Consider the following 20,440-nt stretch of genomic DNA (forward strand, 5'->3'; position numbering starts at 1 on the left):
ACCAATTTTCGCCCCAAGGACATCATCATGATGATCGAAACGCAAACCGGAAGTCAGAAACCGGTCCCAAGCATCGCCGGAAAAATGCGGTGGCTGTCAGGCAGTTCGATGGCCGCAGCCGCATTCCTGCTGGCGTCGACGGCGCAACCAGCGCACGGCCAAGCCATTGCGCCCATTGACGGCCAAGCATTTCAGGCTGGTGCCACCAGTCCGACCGGAGGCGTGGTATTTTCCAGTCCGCGCACAACCAATCTCGATCAACTCGATATCTCGCTGAGCGAAGTGGTCATAAACTGGACGCCGCTTGATACGGCTTCACCGAGCTTCGATGCTAACGGGCTGGTCAACAATCCGATCAACATATTGCCAAGCGGCCGAACGCTTCGATTCACCTCCAATGGCTTAGACTATACGGTTCTAAACCGTATATTACCGGCTGCATCCGCAGATGGCAGGCCGGTGCAGTTCAATGGCATCGTTGAGAGTTTTATCGACACGGCGGCGACCACGGCGGGCGGGAATGTCTGGTTCTATAGTCCAGGCGGTATCATTGCCGGCGCTACCAGCCGTTTTGATGTCGGCAGTCTGGTCTTAACGACCAACGATATCGATACCGACAGAGGCCTTTTTGGCTCCAACGACGAGATCCGGTTCCGTGGCGTTGCAGATAGCAAATCACGCGTAGAAATCATGGCAGGCGCGCAGATAAACGCGCTCAACAATGGCAGCAGCTATGTTGCCATGGTGGCACCACGGGTCGTTCAGGGCGGCACCGTCACGGTCGACGGATCGGTAGCCTATGTCGCTGCCGAGCAGGCAGACCTGACGATCAACAACGGGCTGTTCGATATTTCGATCGGCATGGGAACATCAGATGCCAATGGCGTCGTTCACAGCGGGACCACCACCGGCCCTTCTTCAAGCCCGACTTCCGACGGCCGTGGCAATATCACCAATGCCGATGCACAGGCCATCTATGCGGTTGCCATAGCCAAAAATGATGCACTGACCATGTTGGTCGGCGGCAACATCGGCTATCAGCCCGCTGCCAGCGCCTCGGTCGTCAATGGCACCATAGTGCTAAGCGCGGGCGCCAACGTGGCGACTACCGGTGACCAGACCGCTGCCGGTTTTGCTTTTGACAAAACAGCAGTGGATTCCGATTCAAATATTCAAATAGAAAATGCTGCTTTCGGTTCATCCACCTCCGCCTTTGCCACCAATGGCATCAGCGCAGTCACGACCTCCGCGACCGATTCCATCGTCACCAACAACATAGTCGGCACGCAGGATCTTTCCCTCGAAGCGAGAAAGCGGATCGATATCGACGCCCTTGGTGGCGGTATGATCAGCACTAGCGGCAATGTGACCTTGCGCGCCGGAGCCGATGGTACCGGCGGCGCAATCAATATCAATGTCGATCAGGCAGGAGCCGCCAGCACAACATCGAACGGATTTCTGACGACCGGCAATCTCATCGTGGATACGAGCGCCACCGGATTGGATGACCATGGCTCCACCCGCAATAATGGCGGCACCGGAATCGGACAGGACGCAGTCGCTGGCGATATCAATATGGAAATCGGCAGCGCCGGTAATTTTGTCGTCAGTGGGACTGCGGAATTTACCGCTAACGCCCAGGGCGGCAAAGGAGACGTCCAAAACGGAACCGCTTGGGGCGGAGATATCAATCTGATCGCCCGGAATGGCGGTACATTTACGTCCAGCCAGACCTCATTTTCCACAAAAGCCGTAGGCAATACCAGCAATGCGAGCAACGCGGCCGGCGGTGATGCTTTTCTTCATGTCGATGATGCTACCATCAATATCACCGGCCTGACATCCATCAACACCGCCGCAATCGGCGGAAATGGCACCGGTTTGACCGGCACCGGAAGCGCGCAAGGCGGCGCGATTGACTTCCGAGTGGAAGGCTCCGGCGGCGTGCTGGCGCTGGCCGATGTCGACATCGATGCGAGCGGTACAATTGCGTCCGACAGCAACAATGTCATCGGTACGGGCGGCAGCGGTTCCGGTGGCGATGTTGGTTTTGATATGCGCGACGGCTCGTTCACGACCGGAGACATTTCCATCCATCTCGATGGCTCAGGCGGCAGCGGCGGAGCTTTAACCAGCTCGCCAGCTCCGGCGATATCGACATTCTCAAGCTTACGAGCCGCACCCGCTGCTTTTGCTGCACCTGCTGCTTTTTCAGCGCTTGCTGCCACCGTATCGGCTGGCGACGGCGGCGACGGGCAAGGCGGAAACGTTGCCTTCGATCTAAACGGTGGCAATACAACGGTTGCCAATCTCGATGTTACAGCCAACGGCTTCGGCGGTGACGGAACCGATGGTGATATTGCCGACGGCACTTCGGGTGGGGCGGGTGGCACGGGGACCGGTGGTACGGCTACATTTAACGGCACAAGTGGCACTTTAAACGTCACCGAAACCTTGACCGTGTCCGCGTTCGGCAACAATCAAGATCTGGCTCCATTCGGCGCCACCGGGGCGGGCGGTGACGGTACCGGCTCCGATGGCGGCGCTGGTGGTGCCGGAATCGGAGGGACCGCCATCTTCAACTTGGACGGGACCGCAACCATTACAGCGGACACGATTATTGTCAGCGCAAGCGCTGACGGCGGTTCGGGCGGTACCTCGACCTCTACAATCGATGGACTTGGCGCATTAATTCCGGCGGGCGTTGGCGGTGTCGGAGGGAACGCCACGGGCGGCGATGCTACGTTTAACAATACAGCTGGCACGCTTAATTTTGCTCAACTTTCCGTAACATCGGTGGGAACTGGCGGTGGTGGCGGCAATGTTGGCTTAACAATCGGCGACGCGGACAATACTGGCGGGGCGGGTGGCATCGGAACCGGTGGCAATGCCACCATCAACATCAATCAGAACGATCTCAATGATGCAGCCTATGTAGTTGATGCCAGCGGCATTGGCGGCGCGGGTGGAGATGGCCTGGACGGCGGAAACGGCGGTGCAGCTTTTGGCGGAGTCGCTGTAATCAATATCAATAACGTTAGCGCCCAGCTGGACGATCCGACGATCGTTGCCAATGCAACAGGCGGTGCGGGTAGTGCGGGAAGTCGGAACTTCGACAGTAATATAGTCGGTAACAGCGGAAATGGCGGCAACGCAACGGCTGGGACAGCGCGCTTGGAAGTCACAGGTGCTAACGGGAACATCGATTTGGATGTGCTGACGCTCGAGGCCAACGCAACGGGTGGAGGCGGTGCCGTTGGCTACTACATAATTGGGCCCGGAATTGACGGAGGTGATGGCGGATCAGGTGGCGATGCAACGGGCGGGACGGTGGAAATCGTTGCAAGGACGGGAGCGGTTGTAAATATCACCAACGGCACTTTTGCGCTGACCAGCACCGGCACGGCAGGCAATGCTGGTGCGGGCGGAAACTCCTATGATAGCACCGCTGGCGATGGCGGAAGTGGCGGCGACGCTACCGGAGGAACGGCTCGTCTATTGGCCCAAGGCGCCACGATTACGGGCAATGATATCTCAATCACCACCACGGGGCAGGCAACCAATGGCGGTGACGGTGGAATTTTTGGCGCCTCCGGTACCCTCGGTCTCAGCGGAGCTAGCGGTAGCGGAATCGGCGGCACCGGCGTTATCGAAGTGCAAGAGGGTAGTCCTGGCATAATCACCGTTGGCGATGTTAGCGTGTTGGCGGGTGGCTATAATGGAGGAGATGTTCTCGGCACTCCAACCGGTTCCGGCGGGCGCTTCGAAATTACAGACACGTCGATCGACCCTGCAGGTTTGATCACGCTGGCGTCACTCAATGTGCAGGCAACAAGCACTTCCGGTCTACCGATTAGCGGATTTTTCGCGACCGGCAACAGCGGTGCCATCGCCATTACCGGTGATCTGACGGTCAATGTCGGCGGCAATATCGAATATGATTTCGATGGCGATGGCCAGATGACGGTCGGCGGCAATGCTAGCCTGACCAGCGATCAAAATATCCTCATCGATCACACAAATAACACGATACCGGTAAATTCCATCGACGTCACAGGCAGTTTCGATGCCACCGCGCAAGGCGATTTCATCAGCACCGCCGGTTCTATGATCAACGCCGCAAATACGGTCTTTGTGCGTGCAGAGCAAAATGCCACCATTGCCGATATCGCGGGCGTGGAGTCTGTGAATATTTCTGCCCAATTTGCTGTAAATGTGAATAATGCGGCGGTGACCGGAACGCCGACCACATTGTCAACGTTCGTCCTCGGACCGGAAATGCTGATTGATGCCGGGTTCGATTCACTGGGCACTTACGACCCGAACTATAATGCTACCATAACGGGCGAAGTGACCTCCACGGGATTCATCACAATAAATGCCGGCGGAAGCGCGATATTCTCGTCTGGTAGCAACACGGTTTCGGACCATGGCCTAACGGTACAGACCGGAGATGACATCATCATCCAGACCGGCGCGAGCCTTGTTGCGGGTGACAATGCCGCGGTAGCGCCTAACGCTGCCATGCCGTTTCTGGACTCCAATAATCTCTTCTTGCAAGCGGGCAGCCTGACGCAGCTCACGACCGTCACAAATACGCCAATCGCGTCTATTGTTGCCGCTGGCGATATTGATGCCAATGATTTCGCGGTCGTGATGACGGCAAATGCAATTGATGGCCTGGGCGGTACAATCACCGCCAGCTCGATCAGCGCGGATATCAACGATGCACCTGCCAATGGTGTAACCCCGAGCGACGACAACGCCCTGCTGAGCGCACAATGTGTCGAGGGTAATATTTGTCTCGGAACGCTCAACGCGGCCAATCTTGTCTACGTTGGTCAAGTGAGTAACAATGATGTGATCCAGGCAGTGGTAGAGAGCGGCTCCGTTGCAGCCGACCAGATATTGGTAACGACCCGCCGCGATATTGTCATGGGAACGACCGGCATAGCAACAACGCTGGACGCTACAACCGTGCTCGCTCTGCAAAGCAGTGAAGGCAATGTAGACCTCGCCGACGTTTCCACGACAAGCGATGCCATAACCATAGAAGCCGCTGGCAGCCTGCTCGGGACAGCCGCCCTCGACAGTAGCAATGACATCGGCATCACAGTCGGTATCAATATTAATGCAGACTCGATCACCACCGACGGACAATTGACGCAAGTCGCAACCGTGGGTGGGGCGAATGAAACAAATTATGCCGTGCCCGGTAGCATCACCGTCGGCACTTATACGCAGGGTGCCGCGGTCCGTTTTCAGGTGACGGCGGGCAATGATATAAGTTTCAATCAGATCACCGTAGCTAATCAGGATATCAATCTGATCGCTGGCGATACGGACCCAGGCGATGTGTTCCTCGGCACCACTACGGGTGCCAATGCCATTCTTCTAACCGGCGACAATGTCGGCTTCCAGTCTCTGACATCCAGCCTCGGTACGACATTAACCGCCAGCGATGGTGACGTTTCCGGCGGGTCTGTTGATGCCGGAACATTCATTGATATCGATTCTATCGGAGGGGCTATAAACGCAACCGGAGCGCTCGATGCACCGGTGATCAATCTCAATGCTCTTCTGGATGTGACAGCTACCAGCTTAGCCGGTGATATGATTGATGTGCAGGGCGCCATCGTTTCCGTACAGAGTGCCGGTGCAACGGGCGATCTGACGATCTTGGGTGATGATGTCTTTGTCGCGACTGCCACAGCGGGCGCTATAGACCTGACCGCAAACATCCAAGATGTCCGGTTTGGATCGTTAAATGCAACAAATGATGTGAATATCTTCGCCTCTAGCGGCAACATAATCCAACAATCCGGGCCAGGCGATATCACCGCCGGTGGCAATATTGATCTTTTCGGACTGACCTCCGTTCAAACCGGAGACCTTGATGCAGGCGGTGATATCAGCGGCGGCGGCGGCGATATTAGCCTTTTGTCAGCGAACGCAACCGGATCTCTCGATCTAACGTCCGATTTGGGTATTGAACTATCTGGTGATTCCTCTGCCGGTGGCGCGATGACACTGACTGCCGATGGCAACGATATTACAGCTACGGCCCTAACCGCCGGTGCTGCCATGACGCTTGATGCAAGCGGCGACATATCCTTTGCGGAAGCAACAAGCTCTACCACCATCGATATGGATGCAGGTGGCAACATAAATGGCGGCGATCTGGATGGGGCCGATGCGCTCAATATCACTGGTGATACTATCACGATTGGCGATGCACAATCGGACGATATTAATTTGGTCAGCAACAGCGACATATTGTTCGACAGCATCACTTCCCCCAATGCCATTTCTCTGACCGCAGCCAACGGCACCATCGGTACAGGCACCGGCGGTGCAGGCGATATTGAAAGCGAAGATAATATTGATCTGACCGCGCAGACGATTGACGTTGGTGATATAATATCGGGTGGTTCCGTGACCGCCGAAACGACCGCAGGTAACGCCAGCTTCGGCACGGTGGATGCCACCAATGACATTAGCGTGACAACCGCCGGAACCTCGACAATGGCGAACAGCATCAGCGGCGGTGACACCAGCATCACAGGCACATCCGTCACCCTGAACAATAGCAGCGTTGGCGGCGATCTGGCCCTCGACGCCACGGCGGGTAACGTCGAAGTCACTTCTGCGGCTACGGTTGGCGGCGCGATTGATCTGGAGGCCGCCGGCGATGTCGGCTTTGCCGATCTCAATGCACAGGGTGGCACGTTCACTGTCGATGCAGGGGGCAATATCACCTTTACCGACGCCGCTAGCAGCGGTGACATGACATTCAACGCCGACGGCAACATGAATGGCGGATCGGCAACAACAGCCGCCTCCCTCACAATAGACGCCGGCGGCTCGGTAGACTTAGACGACGCCAATGGCGATGACGAACTGTCCATCACCGGCAACACCATCGCGCTTAACTCAGCAAGTGGCGGGGACATTGATATCGATAGTGATGGCACAATCACCTTCGCCTCACTGGATACATCGGGAAGCGTCGAGATGAGCAGTAATGCTGGCGCTCTTACCGGCGGCGACATTGACGCAGACGGCGCGGTTTCAATCGAGACCAATGATGACATTGTCCTTGATGCTGTTTCAAGCGGCGACAATATTGAAATTACAGCAAATGGCGGTGGTGACATAACCGTCGGGTCGCTGGACAGCGCCACCAATGTCAGCGCCCAGACGCAAGGAGCATTTACCGCTGACGCCGTGACTGCATCGCAGACGGGTCAGGGCCAAGTCGACATCGCTGCCGACAGTGGAATTGAAATCGATGACGTTTCCGGCAATGATATTTTCCTGACGGCCGCCAACGGCTTGGTCGATGTGACAAATAACGTTGACGCCGCCAATGTCATCGTCGCCTCCGGTGAGGGCGTTTCGCTTGTGTCACAGCAAGATATGGCCGTCATTGCAGAAGCCACCGATGGCGACATCGCTTTGAGCTCATCGGGAAATCTGGATGTTCAAGATGCGCAAGCTAATGGTGATATTGTCATTGCGGCGGGCGGTTCGGCAACCATCAACACGATATCCAACGTCCCTGCCCCAGCCCCTATCAGCTTCGTTTCACAGCAAAATGCGATAGCATTGACCGTTGCGGTCGGCGGCGACATTTTCATCAGCGCGGTGGATGACGTGATCATAAACAGCTTAGTCGATGCGGCCAATGATCTGCAAATTACCGCCGGTGGTTTGATCGATATTCAAGCACCGACGCTGGGCACCAATATTCTGACAGAGAGCGCTGATCTGAACATAGGTCCGGACGGTGGCTTGGGCCAGACCAACCGGACCGGCGACATTCAGATATTCTCGGATGGCACGACACAGATGGTGTTGGGCGGTGCCAATGACCCGACCGGTGTTTTCTCTATTAGCAACGATCAGTTCAGCCGCATCCATTCGGGCGGCGATCTCACGATCACCGCCTTGTCGACCGGACTGGGCGGATTCGATATGATTGTGCAGGATCTCAACATCCTCGTTGCCGACAATATCAGCGGTATCCAACCAGCCAATGTTGGACCAAACAACAGTCTGAATCTGCTATCCAACCAATCTATGACCGTTACCGGGCTAGTTGATTTCAGCAATGCCAACAGCAATTCCGGTCTGAATTTATCCGCCAGCCAGGATCTGTATATCGACGCCGCAACTGCTATCATCCAGATGACCGATGCAAACGGCAGCTTCTCGGGCAGTGGTAGTCTCTCAATCTCTGCATTCAATATCTATGCCATGACCAATCTGGCGCTGGATGCCATTGCCGGTCTCAGCACCGCCGATATCGACAGTCGTCTGGCCGACAATGATGGGGTCAATCTTCCGGATGGTTTGATCCGGGCCGACAATGTCCAAATTGACGTTGCCGACAACCTGTTGATCCAGAACACGGGCAATGGGACCGACTTTGCCGATCGCCGCGGGATCAACGCTGGCAGCCTGTTGATTTCAGGACAGTCAACAGGCGTCGCCAATATTGTCATAAATGCCGTTGTTGGCGGTGCAAGCGGCGTGGATACACTGCCGGCCACCGATGTTGCGATTGACTTTGATCCCGCTTCCACAATCAATGGCTGTGCCATCAATAACCCGGCCAGTTGCGGGCCACTGCCTCCCACTCCGCCGACTGAACCAGAACCTGGCGTTGATACATCCCAGCCGAACAATCCGGTGCAGGATGTGATTGACGAAGAGATCACACCGGAACGCTATCCGGTAGACCCGCTCGCAACCGATTTGATCATACTCAAAGATATTGAGGACCGGGTGGACGAACCGCTGATCGACGAACCGGTTACCGGCGCAGGCAATGATGATCTGTGGGTTGGCGGAGAGGCAGAAGAAGAGGACGAGGAAGATAAAGAACTCGAACCGGCAGAATGATCCCGATGATCAATTGATCTGTTGACCTTTTGCGCGGAAAGCCATTAGGCGATGGATGATGAATGATACCGCCGCACATCCGCTGAAACTGTTCAACAGCCTGACTCGCCAAATGGAAGAGTTCGTGCCCGTCCATGAAGGCGAAGCGCGCGTCTATACCTGCGGCCCGACCGTCTATAACTTTCAGCATATCGGCAATATGCGCGCCTATATTTTCGCTGATCTACTGGGTCGGACGCTCAGCTGGAAGGGCTATAAGCTCACCCATATCATCAATATCACCGATGTCGGCCATCTGACCTCCGACGCCGACGCTGGCGACGACAAGATGGAAAAGGCCGCTGCGCAATCCGGAAAGTCCGCTTGGGACATCGCCAAATATTATACCGATGCCTATTGGCAGGATATCGATCGCCTCAACATCCGGCAGCCAGCAAAATGGGCGATTGCCACCGATCATGTCGAAGAGATGATCGCCTTCGGCAAAAGCATCGCCGACAAACATTGCTATAAGCTGGATAGCGGACTTTATTTTGATGTCAGCACCGTGCCCGATTATGGTCGGCTCGCTGGGACGCAAAGCGATGATATTGAAGGTCGGATCGACACGGTCGAAGGCAAACGCAATCCACAGGATTTTGCCATCTGGCGCAAGACGCCCGCCGGCGAAACCCGGCAGATGGAATGGGATAGCCCTTGGGGCAAGGGGGCTCCAGGCTGGCATCTCGAATGCTCGCAGATGAGCATCAAATATCTCGGCGAAACATTTGATATTCACACTGGCGGTATCGACCATCGCGAGATTCACCACCCCAATGAAATCGCGCAAAACCAGGCCCATAATTGCTCGGAACATAGCGGTGCCAATATCTGGATGCACAATAATTTCCTGATCGATCGGGCTGGCAAGATGTCCAAATCCAGCGGTGATTTTCTGCGCCTTCAGGTTCTGATCGACCGGAGCTTCCATCCCCTCGCCTATCGCATGATGTGCCTGCAGGCGCATTACCGGAGCGAGCTGGAATTCAGCTGGGACAATCTGGTTGCGGCATTGACCCGGTTGAAGCGTATCGTGATGGGCGTGGAACGGCTGCTGGAGAAAGCAGACGGCCAGTCGGCGGTGATAGAACATCCTGCCCTTGTCGAGTTGCGGGACAAATTCGATGCCGCACTCAGCGAAGATTTGAACAGTTCGAAATCATTGCCGCTGCTGGAAGACTTGCTCACTCGCAAGAAACTGCCTGCTGATCAAAGGGTCACCTTGCTCTCCGATATGGATGCAATTTTGGGTCTGGAACTCAACAGCTTGACGCGTACCGCATTGCGCGTTCGCCCCAAAGATGCTGCACTTGATGAAGCGAACATCGAGGCAAAACTCGACCAGCGCCAGAAAGCCAAAGCGGAGAAAGATTTCGCGGCAGCTGATGCCATTCGCGATGAACTTACTGCACAAGGCGTGGAATTGATGGACGGCGACGCACTGCGCTGGGACTGGAAGATATAAACTTTTGCTTTGGTACCCGCGCGCAGACGCGGGACCGGCATTGCAACGCTTAGATCGGAGTGTGGTTTCCGGTCATTGCACGAATGACTTTTTAGGAGACCGATCTATGAGCACCAAACCAAAAGCCGCTATGGCTTCCCTCGTTCGCCCTATGGTCGAACCGCATTGCGGCGATCTCGATGTCACATGGTTCACCAGCACCGAAGAAGCAATGGAGATCGCGCCGCATGCCGACATTGGTTGGTTTGACATGTATGACAAGGATAAGATGGCAGCGATCATTGGCGCAGCAACCAACTTAAAATGGCTCAACAGCATCTATGCGGGCGTCGAACATTTCCCGCTCGATCAGCTTAAGGCACAGGGCACAATCCTGACCAACGGCGCCGGCCTGAACAGCGCGCCCATTGCTGAATTTGCGGTGATGCAAATGCTGATGGCGGCCAAGCGCAGCGATATTATCATCGACAATCAGCGCCAGCACAATTGGCTGGAGACACCACCGGGCACCACCGAGATTGACGGCAGCAAGGCGCTGATCATCGGCTATGGCGGCATCGGGCAGCAGATTGCGAAGAAGCTCTCCGGCTTTGAGGTCGAGGTGACCGCTGTCCGGCGCACCGCCACAGGAGAACCCAATGTCATCGGGCTCGACGACTGGCGCGACCGGCTTGGCGAGTTTGACTGGGTCTTTATCTCCGCGCCGGCAACGGGCGAAACCAAACATTTGATGGGCGCGGCCGAATTTGCAGCGATGAAGTCATCGGCATGGCTGGTGAATGTCGCGCGTGGATCATTGGTTGATCAGGATGCGCTGCTCGAAGCCTTGAACAGCAAAGCCATCGGCGGGGCAGCGCTCGACGTTGCCGATCCGGAGCCCTTGCCAGCCGATCATCCGCTCTGGGATGCTCCCAATTGCATCATTACCATGCATCTGTCCGGCCAGGCACAAACCCTGATGTTTCAACGGGCTGCGGCACGATTTGTGGAGAATCTAAAACGCTTTCAAAATGGCGAAAAGATGATTGCCGTTGCCGATTTTGATCGTGGATATTGAGGCGTGACTTGCAGCCATATTTAGCATATCAAACAATAATATAGGGGTAAGGGTGAGTCTCTTTCTTGAGGAGAAAGAAACCAGCTCTGGGGTCGCTACCGTTCCATCGTAGACCAACTGATCATGACGATCAGGGAAGGACCCATATGACCAAAGCATCCGATCTCTTTGTAGAATGTCTGGAAAACGAAGGCGTTGAATATCTGTTCGGCGTTCCCGGTGAAGAAAATCTCGACATGCTCGACAGCCTTTCGCGGTCGAAGAAAATCCAACTCATTCTCACCCGGCACGAACAGGGCGCTGGCTTCATGGCCGCGACCTATGGCCGCCATACCGGCAAGACCGGCGTGTGCATGGCGACGTTGGGGCCCGGCGCGACCAATCTGGTGACCGCAGCGGCCTATGCACAATTGGGCGGCATGCCGATCCTGATGGTGACCGGCCAGAAACCAATCAAGAAATCCAAACAGGGCCGTTTCCAGATTCTCGACGTCGTTGACATGATGGGCCCGATTACCAAATTCACGCATCAGCTGGCCTCTGCGGATAATATCCCGAGCCGCGTGCGCGAAGCCATTCGTCTCGCCGAAGAAGAAAAGCCCGGCGCGACCCATATCGAGTTTCCGGAAGATATTGCCGATGAGGAAACCGATTCCACTCCGATCACGCCTAGCCTGACCCGACGCCCCGTCGCCGAGGCAAAGGCCGTGCGCGCGGCAACCAAGAAAATCGAAAATGCCAAATCTCCGATCATCGTCATCGGCGGCGGGGCCAACCGGACAACCACCGGCCGGATGCTCACGCAATTTATCGAAAAAACCGGCATCCCCTTTGTCACCACTCAACTGGGCAAGGGCGTGGTTGACGAAACCCACAAGGAATTCATGGGCTGTGCGGCGCTATCGGCGAATGATTTCGTCCACCGGGCAATTGAATCCGCCGACCTGATCATCAATGTTGGTCATGATGTCATAGAAAAACCACCGTTTTTCATGGCTCCAGGCGGCACGGAAGTCATCCATGTATCGATGAACAGCGCCGAAGTGGATCCGGTCTATTTCCCGCAGATCGAAGTGATCGGCGATATCGGCAACGCCATCTGGCAAATGAAGGAAGACATTGTCCCATCCGGCAGCTGGAATTTCGACGCCATGTACAAGGCGCGGCGGGCTGAGGAAGAGCATACAGCATCAATGGATGACGATATGCGTTACCCCATCTATCCCCCCCATTTGGTAAAGGAAGTGCGCGAGGCGATGCCGGCCGACGGGATTATCTGTCTCGACAATGGTGTTTATAAAATCTGGTTTGCCCGCAACTACAATGCGCGTGAAGCCAATACGGTATTGCTCGACAATGCATTGGCCACGATGGGCGCCGGCCTGCCCTCTGCCATGGCATCGGCCATGGTCTATCCCGACCGCAAGGTGATGGCGATATGCGGTGACGGCGGCTTCATGATGAACAGCCAGGAAATGGAAACCGCTGTTCGGTTAAAGCTCAATATCACCGTGCTCATTCTCAATGACAGCAGCTACGGCATGATCCGTTGGAAACAGGCGAATATGGGCTTTAAGGACTGGGGTTTGACCTATGGCAACCCTGATTTTGTCAAATATGCGGAAAGCTACGGGGCCAATGGCCATCGTATCACCAGCGCCAAAAATCTAACGGAAACGATAGACCAATGTCTGAATAGCGAAGGTGTTCATCTGATTGATTGCCCCGTCGATTATTCTGACAATGATCGCATTTTGAATCACGAGATTAAGGAACTCAGCGCCAAGGCTTGAGTGAGGCACCTATGACCAAGTTACAAGACGTCTACCCGCTTTATCTAAACAATGAAGCGGCACAGCCCAATACGGACCTGGAGGTCACCGACAAATATACCAATGAAGTCGCTTTCCGGACAGCATTGGCAACACCCGATGTGATCGAAGAAGCCATCGCAGGGGCCGTTGCTGCTGCTGAGCCCATGGCCAAAATGGCAAGCTACGAGCGGCAAAATGTGCTGCAGCATTGTGTGGATCGGTTCAAAGAGCGGTTCGATGAACTGGCCTATTCCTTGTGCATAGAAGCGGGCAAGCCGATCAAGGATGCAGAGGGCGAAGTCGGACGTCTGATTGATACATTCCGCATCGCCGCAGAGGAATCCGTGCGCAACTATGGCGAGGTTCAACCGCTGGATATTGCCGAGCGGGCCAAAGGCTATATGGGCATGTGGAAACGGGTTCCCATTGGCCCGTGCAGTTTCATTTCGCCGTTTAATTTTCCGTTGAACCTGGCGGCGCACAAGATTGCACCAGCGATTGCGGTCGGCTGTCCGTTCATCATGAAACCAGCCAGCAAAACACCGCTGGGTGCGATCATCATGGGTGAGATTCTGGCTGAAACCAATCTACCGAAAGGCGCCTTTTCCATATTGCCTGCCAGCCGTGACGGTGCAGATCTGTTCACCGTTGATGAGCGGTTGAAACTGCTTTCCTTCACCGGATCGCCGGGCGTTGGCTGGGACTTGAAAGCGAAAGCCGGCAAGAAACCGGTTATCTTGGAACTGGGCGGCAATGCAGCCGTCATTGTCGATCATGATGCCGATCTCGATGATGCGTTGGAACGGATCATCTTTGGTGCCTTTTATCAATCCGGCCAAAGCTGCATCGGCGTGCAACGGATCATCATCCATGAATCCATCTATGACAGATTCAAAGATATGCTGGTGGCCAAGACCAAGACGCTGGTCGCGGGTGACCCGAAAGACCGCAACACATTCATCGGGCCGATGATTTCAGAAGGCGAGGCAAAACGCCTCCATGGCTGGATCGACAGCGCAGTCGCGGGCGGCGCGACCCTGTTGTGCGGCGGCAATCGCAGCGGCAATATGCTGGAGGCAACTTTGCTGGAGAATGTGGATAGCAACGCAGAGGCCAATCGAGAGGAAGCCTTTGGTCCGCTCGCCCTGCTCTCCAAATTCAGCGACTTTGGCGCGGCGATGGAAGAGGTCAACGACAGCAAATTCGGTTTACAGGCCGGGATTTTCACGCGCGATTTGTTCAAAACACTCGATGCCTGGGATGACCTAGATGTCGGCGGCGTGGTGATCAATGACGTGCCATCCTATCGGGTCGACAACATGCCTTATGGCGGCGTCAAGGACAGCGGTTTGGGGCGTGAAGGCATAAGATTTGCGATGGAAGACATGACCGAGATCCGCAATCTGGTGATCCGGCGCACAGCCGGTTAATCGATCCACCCGAAAAGCCGGGAAAGCCCTAAGAAATAAACAAAATTGGGTGATTTTTTGTTGCATTGCCTACCGGTTGAGGGATAGGTAAGTTCATCGTTTGGATAGAACGATAGGGTCGCATTGTGCTGCATAAGAGGACCGGTTTTAAAACCGGATTGGGCAACGATGCAAACGGAGAAAAAATTCTCGTGGGGAGTTGGCTGGCCAGTATTGGCCGCTAGCCTATTCTGTTCGGCGCTCGTCGGTACAGCGTTGTTCATTTCGACTATCGCAAGCCCCGCTCCCGTAGAAGCAGCAACAGATATTCACAGCGGCACCTATCTGGGTGTGGCGACTTGTGGCGGGTCAACCTGCCACGGACGGCAAGAAGCCGATGGCGAAATTGTCAGACAAGATGAAATCATGCGCTGGCAGGAAGAATCCACGCCCGGCGGTGCGCATAGCCGGGCTTTTCGGGTCCTCCGCGAACCGCGTAGCATCGCGATAGCCAAGCGGCTCGGCATCAAGGACGCGGCATCGGCGTCCGAATGTCTTGGCTGTCACAGCACCGCCGCAGCGGCCAAGGGCCCGAGATTTCAACTCAATGATGGCGTAGGCTGTGAATCCTGCCATGGCGCCTCCTCCGAGTGGCTATCCAGCCATTATGCGGTCGGCGCGAGCCATGCCCGCAATGTTTCACAAGGGTTGATACCCCTAGACAATCCCAAGGCCCGGGCCAGCGTCTGCCTCGACTGCCATTTCGGCAGCGCCAAAACAGGTCAATTTGTCGATCACCGGATCATGGCTGCCGGTCATCCACGCATTTCCTTCGAGATGGACCTGTTTTCCACCCTGCAGCAGCATCATGACGAGGATGTCGACTATATCCGCCGCAAGGGACGCACCAACAGCGTCCAATTCTGGGCTGTGGGTCAGGCAATGGCGCTGGAACGATCGCTCAATCTATTCACCAAACCGGCTTTGGCCACCGAAGGCATTTTCCCTGAATTTTATTTCTACGACTGCCATAGCTGCCACCGCCGGATTTATGACGAAGCGTCGGCGCGCCCAACATCCGTCGACAATCCCAACCGGGCCATTCCGGAAGGTATGCCGCCCTATAATGATGAGAATATGATCATGCTCAGCGCCGCCATCAAAGTGGCTGCGCCGGATATCGCCAGCGAGTTCGATAGCCGGTCCAAAGCATTTCATGGAGCCATGGCGCAAGGACGAGGCCCGGCCGTTCAGGAAGCCGCCCGATTGCGCCAATATGCGATACAGCTGGCGGATCGCTTCTCCCATGCCAGCTTTGGCCGCAACCAGACATTCCAGATCATGGAGACCATCGCCGGTCAGGCAACATCGCCACGCTTCACCGACTATGAAGGCAGCGTGCAGGCGGTCATGGCGGTCGACACCTTGCTCAACGGATTGGTGAACAGCGGTCAGGTCAGCGAAACCGCCGCTGCCAGCCTGCGCGGACAAATCAATGTCGCCTATTCCGCCGTCGCCGACCCCAATGGCTATGAACCCCTAAAATTTCGTCGGGCACTAGGCAGTGCCGTCCGCACAATCCGGTCGCTCAAATAGAGATATGGCAATGCGCAAACCCTTTTTGACCTCTGCCATTTCTGCTGCGGCGCTGATCCTCACATCCTGTGGGGGCGGTGGCGGTGACAGCAATGATTTTGGCGGGACGCCCTCACCTTCTCCGGCTCCTTCGCCAACGCCGACGCCAACGGGCAGCCTGTTCACTCCGCCAGCACAGCGCGCTTTGACGGTTACCGATGTGCAACAGATTATCGCCCAAGCAGTCGGTGAGGCACAGGCCCGAAATCTTCCTTCGGTCATCGCCGTGGTCGACCGTGTCGGCAATGTGCTGGCCGTGTTCGACATGAACGGTTCGAACAACGGGTCGACCGAGATCACCATTAGCAACCGGCAGATTGGCGGCTTGGCCAACAGCGCGGACCTAATCGGACTGCAGGGCCAGCAGGTGCCAGCCGCGGCGGCCGCTATCGCAAAGGCGGTCACCGGCGCCTATCTTTCCAGCGGTGGTAACGCTTTTTCCACGCGAACGGCTAGCCAGATCGTACAAGAACATTTCCCGCCAGCACCGACCACCGTTGGCCTAGAAAGCGGGCCGCTGTTTGGCGTACAGTTCAGTCAGCTTCCTTGCTCGGACCTGTCGCAGCGTTTCAACTCCGCAGGTGGAGCGGGATCGCTGATCGGCCCGAAAAGGTCACCACTGGGTCTGGCAGCGGACCCCGGTGGCTTTCCCTTGTACAAAGATGGCGTCGTTGTTGGCGGCATCGGTGTGATGGGTGATGGCGACTATGGTTTTGATGCCAATATTCTCGATATTGACAATGATGACGAAGAAGCCGTGGCCCTCGCCGGAATTCAAGGCTTTGCGCCCCCCGCTTCAATAGCGGCGAACCGGATATCGGTGGACGGCACATCCTTGCGGTTCAGCGACATGGTGGTCTCTGACCTGTCGCCACTCCAGAATAATTTTGCCGCCATCAACACCACGGTTGGCAATCTGCTCGCCATTCAGGGCTATTCCACCAATGCGATTGTGGCCGGTACAGCTTATGGCACCGAAGCATCCGGCATCCGGGCTGCAACCGCAGCCGAATTCACCAATTCCGACGCGTTCATCCTGACCGATGGTACGGGGACCAACCGGTTCCCAATTCGGGGCGGTACCGATAGCGCTGCAGTTGCCAGCCCGCTAACGGCAACCGAAGTGCGCGCCGTCCTGGAAGAGGCTTTCAACGTTCTTAGCCGTTCGCGGGCGCAAATCCGCCAACCGCTGGATAGCCGCATGCAGGCGACCGTCAGTGTGGTCGACACCCATGGTCAGATTTTGGGCATTGTGCGCTCGCCCGATGGTCCGATTTTCGGCACTGATGTTTCGTTGCAAAAAGCCAGAACAGCGGCCTTTTTCTCCAACGCCATCGCCGGCCAGCAATTGCTTGCTACACCAACATTTGCGCCCTTCGCCAATGTACCCGCCTATGTGCAACGCACCCGCATTTTTCTAGCCGATCCCAACGCCTTGACCGGCACGGTGGCTTTTGCCGACCGTTCGGGCGGCAATCTCTCCAGACCCTATTTCCCCGATGGCGAAATCGGTCGTCCACCCGGCCCGCTATCGGTTGAACAATCGACGCGGTTCAGCCCTTTTGCTGTCGGCTTGCAGCTTGATCTGGTCTTCCCCAATATCGTGCAACATGTGGGGCACGTCCGGTCCGGCGGCGCAAGTGCCGATACCGCGCAACAATGCACGCAATTGCCAACAATCGCTGGCACCGGCGGGCAAAATCGTCTGTCTAACGGAATCCAGATTTTCCCGGGCAGCGTGCCAATCTATCGCGGTGACACGCTGATCGGTGGCATCGGTGTTTCCGGCGACGGTATTGATCAAGACGACATGGTCAGTTTTCTGGGACTGCATAATGCCGGACAGCGCGTTGGCAGTATCGGCAACGCACCGCAAGCGATCCGGGCCGACAATGTGGTCGTCGACCTCGGCAATGCCAATGTCCGGTTACGCTATGTCAATTGTCCCTTTGCTCCGTTTCTCGACAGCAACGAACAAAATGTTTGCGAGGGGCTGTAAGACGGATGTTGGATCTCGCCAATTCCTTCATGCCGATTTTGGCGGTCCTATCTGGTCAGGTTGATCAGATGGAGGCACAACAGGCCTCGGTCGAGGACATGGAAGCCTCTTTGACCGCCTTGCTGGCAGGTGAGAAATTTGGCGGAACAGCGTCAAAACCGGTCAGTTTTGTATCAAAAATGGGCATGGGCGGCCCCGATCCAGACACAAAGCCGGCGGAAGAAGGCGAGATTAGCGCAGCCGATGCGCCAAACCCAAAAGATGCTTCCATGTCTTCCATTTCCGATCAGTCCGAAGCGCCAGAACCGCTAGAAATGGACGTTGAAAGCCTGACAGCCGATGACGCTCTGATCGATGGTCGCCGCCGCCCGGGTGTCCAGCAAGAATTGCCGGATCGGGTGATCCAGAACAATCCCGGCGCGGTCAATGCACCCCCGCCAGAAGCCTTTCCAACCGACGAATTTCCAGTCCCCGATCGCTGGCGCATCCTGCAGAGTCTATGCCCCGCCAAGGGCGGTGATCAAGCAATCTATACGCTGTTCGGCGCTTTGCGAGACAACTGCCGCAGCACGCTCAATCCCTATGCCCAGAATGTGCTCAAGGGTGACAAGCCAATACCGGCGGACAAAAAGCCGGGTTTTCTAAAGGGTGACGACTGGTTCTTTGTGGCCAATGTGATTTCCGATACAGTTGTCGAACCACGCAGTTTTCCGATCCCCGTCGGGGTCCAGACCACCGAACGATCCAATAGTATCGACGTATTCGGGCGCTCCGGTTCCGAAGTCTATGCCCAAACGTTCATCACCGGCTTTGCTCTGATCAAGGGCTCAACCGCCTATAAACCGCCCGACGTGGAATATCGGCTGACGCTGGCAACACAGGTCAATCATGTAAATGTCCCGGAACGCCGGGTATTGTTCGTCGAACCGTCAAAACCCTCGCACCGGACCGACTGGTTTGTCGGCGTGCAGGAAGCGTTTTTCGACTATCATATCCGCAACACGTCGGCGCGCTATGACTTTGACAGTTTCCGCATTGGTATTCAGCCGATGCAGGCCGATTTCCGCGGCTTCCTGTTTCAGGACAACCAGCTTGGTTTCCGCCTGTTCGGTACCCGCGACAACAACCGGATCCAGTATAATCTCGGTGCCTTCGTCCAGCTGGAAAAAGACACCAATTCCGGTCTCAATGACATCACCCAGACCCCGCGAGAAAGCTATATTTTCTTCGCCAATCTGTACCGGCAGGATCTGCCCTTCGTCGGCCTGACCAGCCAGTTTAGCCTGACCTATAATATGAACCGCGAAAAGTCCGACGTCGAGATTGATGATAACGGCTTCCCGGTTCGTCCCGCATTGCTCGGAGACATCCGGGGCCGTGCCTATGATGTCGTCTATCCGGGCTACGCCTTTGACGGACGGATCGGCCGGATCAATCTCACCGGCCAAGCATATGGTGCCTTTGGTGAGGACCGGAACAGTTTCTTCACCAGCGAACCGACCAAGATCGCGGCCTATTTCGGTGCTTTGGAAGCCAGCTATGATGTTGATTTCCTGCGCTTTCGCGCCTCCGGCCTTTTCGCGAGCGGCGACGGCAATCCCTATAACAATACCGAAGCCGGCTTTGATGCGATATTCGAAAACCCGATTTTCGCCGGAGCAGATACGAGCTATTGGATCCGCCAGACCATCCCGTTCGCGGGCGGCGGCAGGGTCATCTCGATCAACGGTCGCAATGGTATCCTCAACAGCCTCCGTTCCTCCAAGGAGCAGGGGCAGAGCAATTTTAACAACCCCGGCACGATATTGGCGGGCATTGGCGCTGACGCTGATCTAACTCCCGATTTCCGGCTGTCTGCCAATGCCAATCATCTTTGGTTCCACAAGACCGAGAGCCTAGAAGCGTTGCGGGTTGAGGGATCAATTCCGAAAGATATCGGCTGGGATTTGAGCATGGCAGCAATCTATCGGCCAAAAGCCACGCAAAATATCGTATTCCGCTTGTCGGGCGCTGCTTTGATACCGGGAGAAGGCTTCCGCGATCTATTCGACCAGACGGACAAACGGGACTTTCACTATTCGATTCTGTTCAACGCGATATTGGCTTTCTGATGCG

At 55.9% G+C, this 20,440-nt stretch carries 8 protein-coding genes; all 8 read left to right on the forward strand.

The window, feature by feature from the left end; genetic code table 11:
- Positions 1-27 precede the first annotated feature (27 nt).
- The 8 genes from ABJG22_RS12965 (at position 28) to ABJG22_RS13000 (ending at position 20,436) form a co-directional block, all read left to right on the forward strand.
- On the forward strand, positions 28-8,907 hold the full coding sequence (locus ABJG22_RS12965) for a hypothetical protein (protein WP_348020688.1): 8,880 nt from the start codon (positions 28-30) through the stop codon (positions 8,905-8,907).
- 58 nt (positions 8,908-8,965) lie between these two features.
- Positions 8,966-10,411 carry a cysteine--tRNA ligase gene (gene cysS, locus ABJG22_RS12970; RefSeq protein ID WP_348020922.1) on the forward strand — a complete coding sequence of 482 codons (1,446 nt, stop codon included), beginning with the start codon at positions 8,966-8,968 and terminating at the stop codon, positions 10,409-10,411.
- Between the two features lie 106 nt (positions 10,412-10,517).
- On the forward strand, positions 10,518-11,468 hold the full coding sequence (locus ABJG22_RS12975) for a D-2-hydroxyacid dehydrogenase (RefSeq protein WP_348020689.1): 951 nt from the start codon (positions 10,518-10,520) through the stop codon (positions 11,466-11,468).
- A 146-nt stretch (positions 11,469-11,614) separates the two neighbouring features.
- Positions 11,615-13,261 carry an acetolactate synthase large subunit gene (locus ABJG22_RS12980; protein WP_348020690.1) on the forward strand — a complete coding sequence of 549 codons (1,647 nt, stop codon included), beginning with the start codon at positions 11,615-11,617 and terminating at the stop codon, positions 13,259-13,261.
- Positions 13,262-13,272: 11 nt separating this feature from the next.
- A complete protein-coding gene (locus tag ABJG22_RS12985) occupies positions 13,273-14,712 on the forward strand; it encodes an aldehyde dehydrogenase family protein (protein ID WP_348020691.1) in 1,440 nt (479 codons plus the stop codon).
- Between the two features lie 168 nt (positions 14,713-14,880).
- Complete coding sequence (locus ABJG22_RS12990; RefSeq protein ID WP_348020692.1) at positions 14,881-16,287, forward strand: multiheme c-type cytochrome; 1,407 nt, start codon at positions 14,881-14,883, stop codon at positions 16,285-16,287.
- Positions 16,288-16,297: 10 nt separating this feature from the next.
- Entirely contained in the window at positions 16,298-18,325 is a 2,028-nt protein-coding gene (locus ABJG22_RS12995) for a heme-binding protein (protein WP_348020693.1), read from the forward strand.
- A 5-nt stretch (positions 18,326-18,330) separates the two neighbouring features.
- A complete protein-coding gene (locus ABJG22_RS13000) occupies positions 18,331-20,436 on the forward strand; it encodes a hypothetical protein (protein WP_348020694.1) in 2,106 nt (701 codons plus the stop codon).
- The last annotated feature ends 4 nt before the right edge of the window (positions 20,437-20,440 follow it).

The organism is Parasphingorhabdus sp., from assembly GCF_039939955.1.
Classification (GTDB): Bacteria; Pseudomonadota; Alphaproteobacteria; order Sphingomonadales; family Sphingomonadaceae; genus Parasphingorhabdus.

Excerpts from the sequence above, each read along its gene's own strand:
- ABJG22_RS12965 (WP_348020688.1), top strand. The coding sequence starts at position 28 with ATGATGATCGAAACGCAAACCGGAAGTCAGAAACCGGTCCCAAGCATC.
- cysS (WP_348020922.1), top strand. The coding sequence starts at position 8,966 with ATGAATGATACCGCCGCACATCCGCTGAAACTGTTCAACAGCCTGACT.
- ABJG22_RS12995 (WP_348020693.1), top strand. The coding sequence starts at position 16,298 with ATGCGCAAACCCTTTTTGACCTCTGCCATTTCTGCTGCGGCGCTGATC.
- ABJG22_RS13000 (WP_348020694.1), top strand. The coding sequence starts at position 18,331 with ATGTTGGATCTCGCCAATTCCTTCATGCCGATTTTGGCGGTCCTATCT.
- ABJG22_RS12985 (WP_348020691.1), top strand. The coding sequence starts at position 13,273 with ATGACCAAGTTACAAGACGTCTACCCGCTTTATCTAAACAATGAAGCG.
- ABJG22_RS12975 (WP_348020689.1), top strand. The coding sequence starts at position 10,518 with ATGAGCACCAAACCAAAAGCCGCTATGGCTTCCCTCGTTCGCCCTATG.
- ABJG22_RS12990 (WP_348020692.1), top strand. The coding sequence starts at position 14,881 with ATGCAAACGGAGAAAAAATTCTCGTGGGGAGTTGGCTGGCCAGTATTG.
- ABJG22_RS12980 (WP_348020690.1), top strand. The coding sequence starts at position 11,615 with ATGACCAAAGCATCCGATCTCTTTGTAGAATGTCTGGAAAACGAAGGC.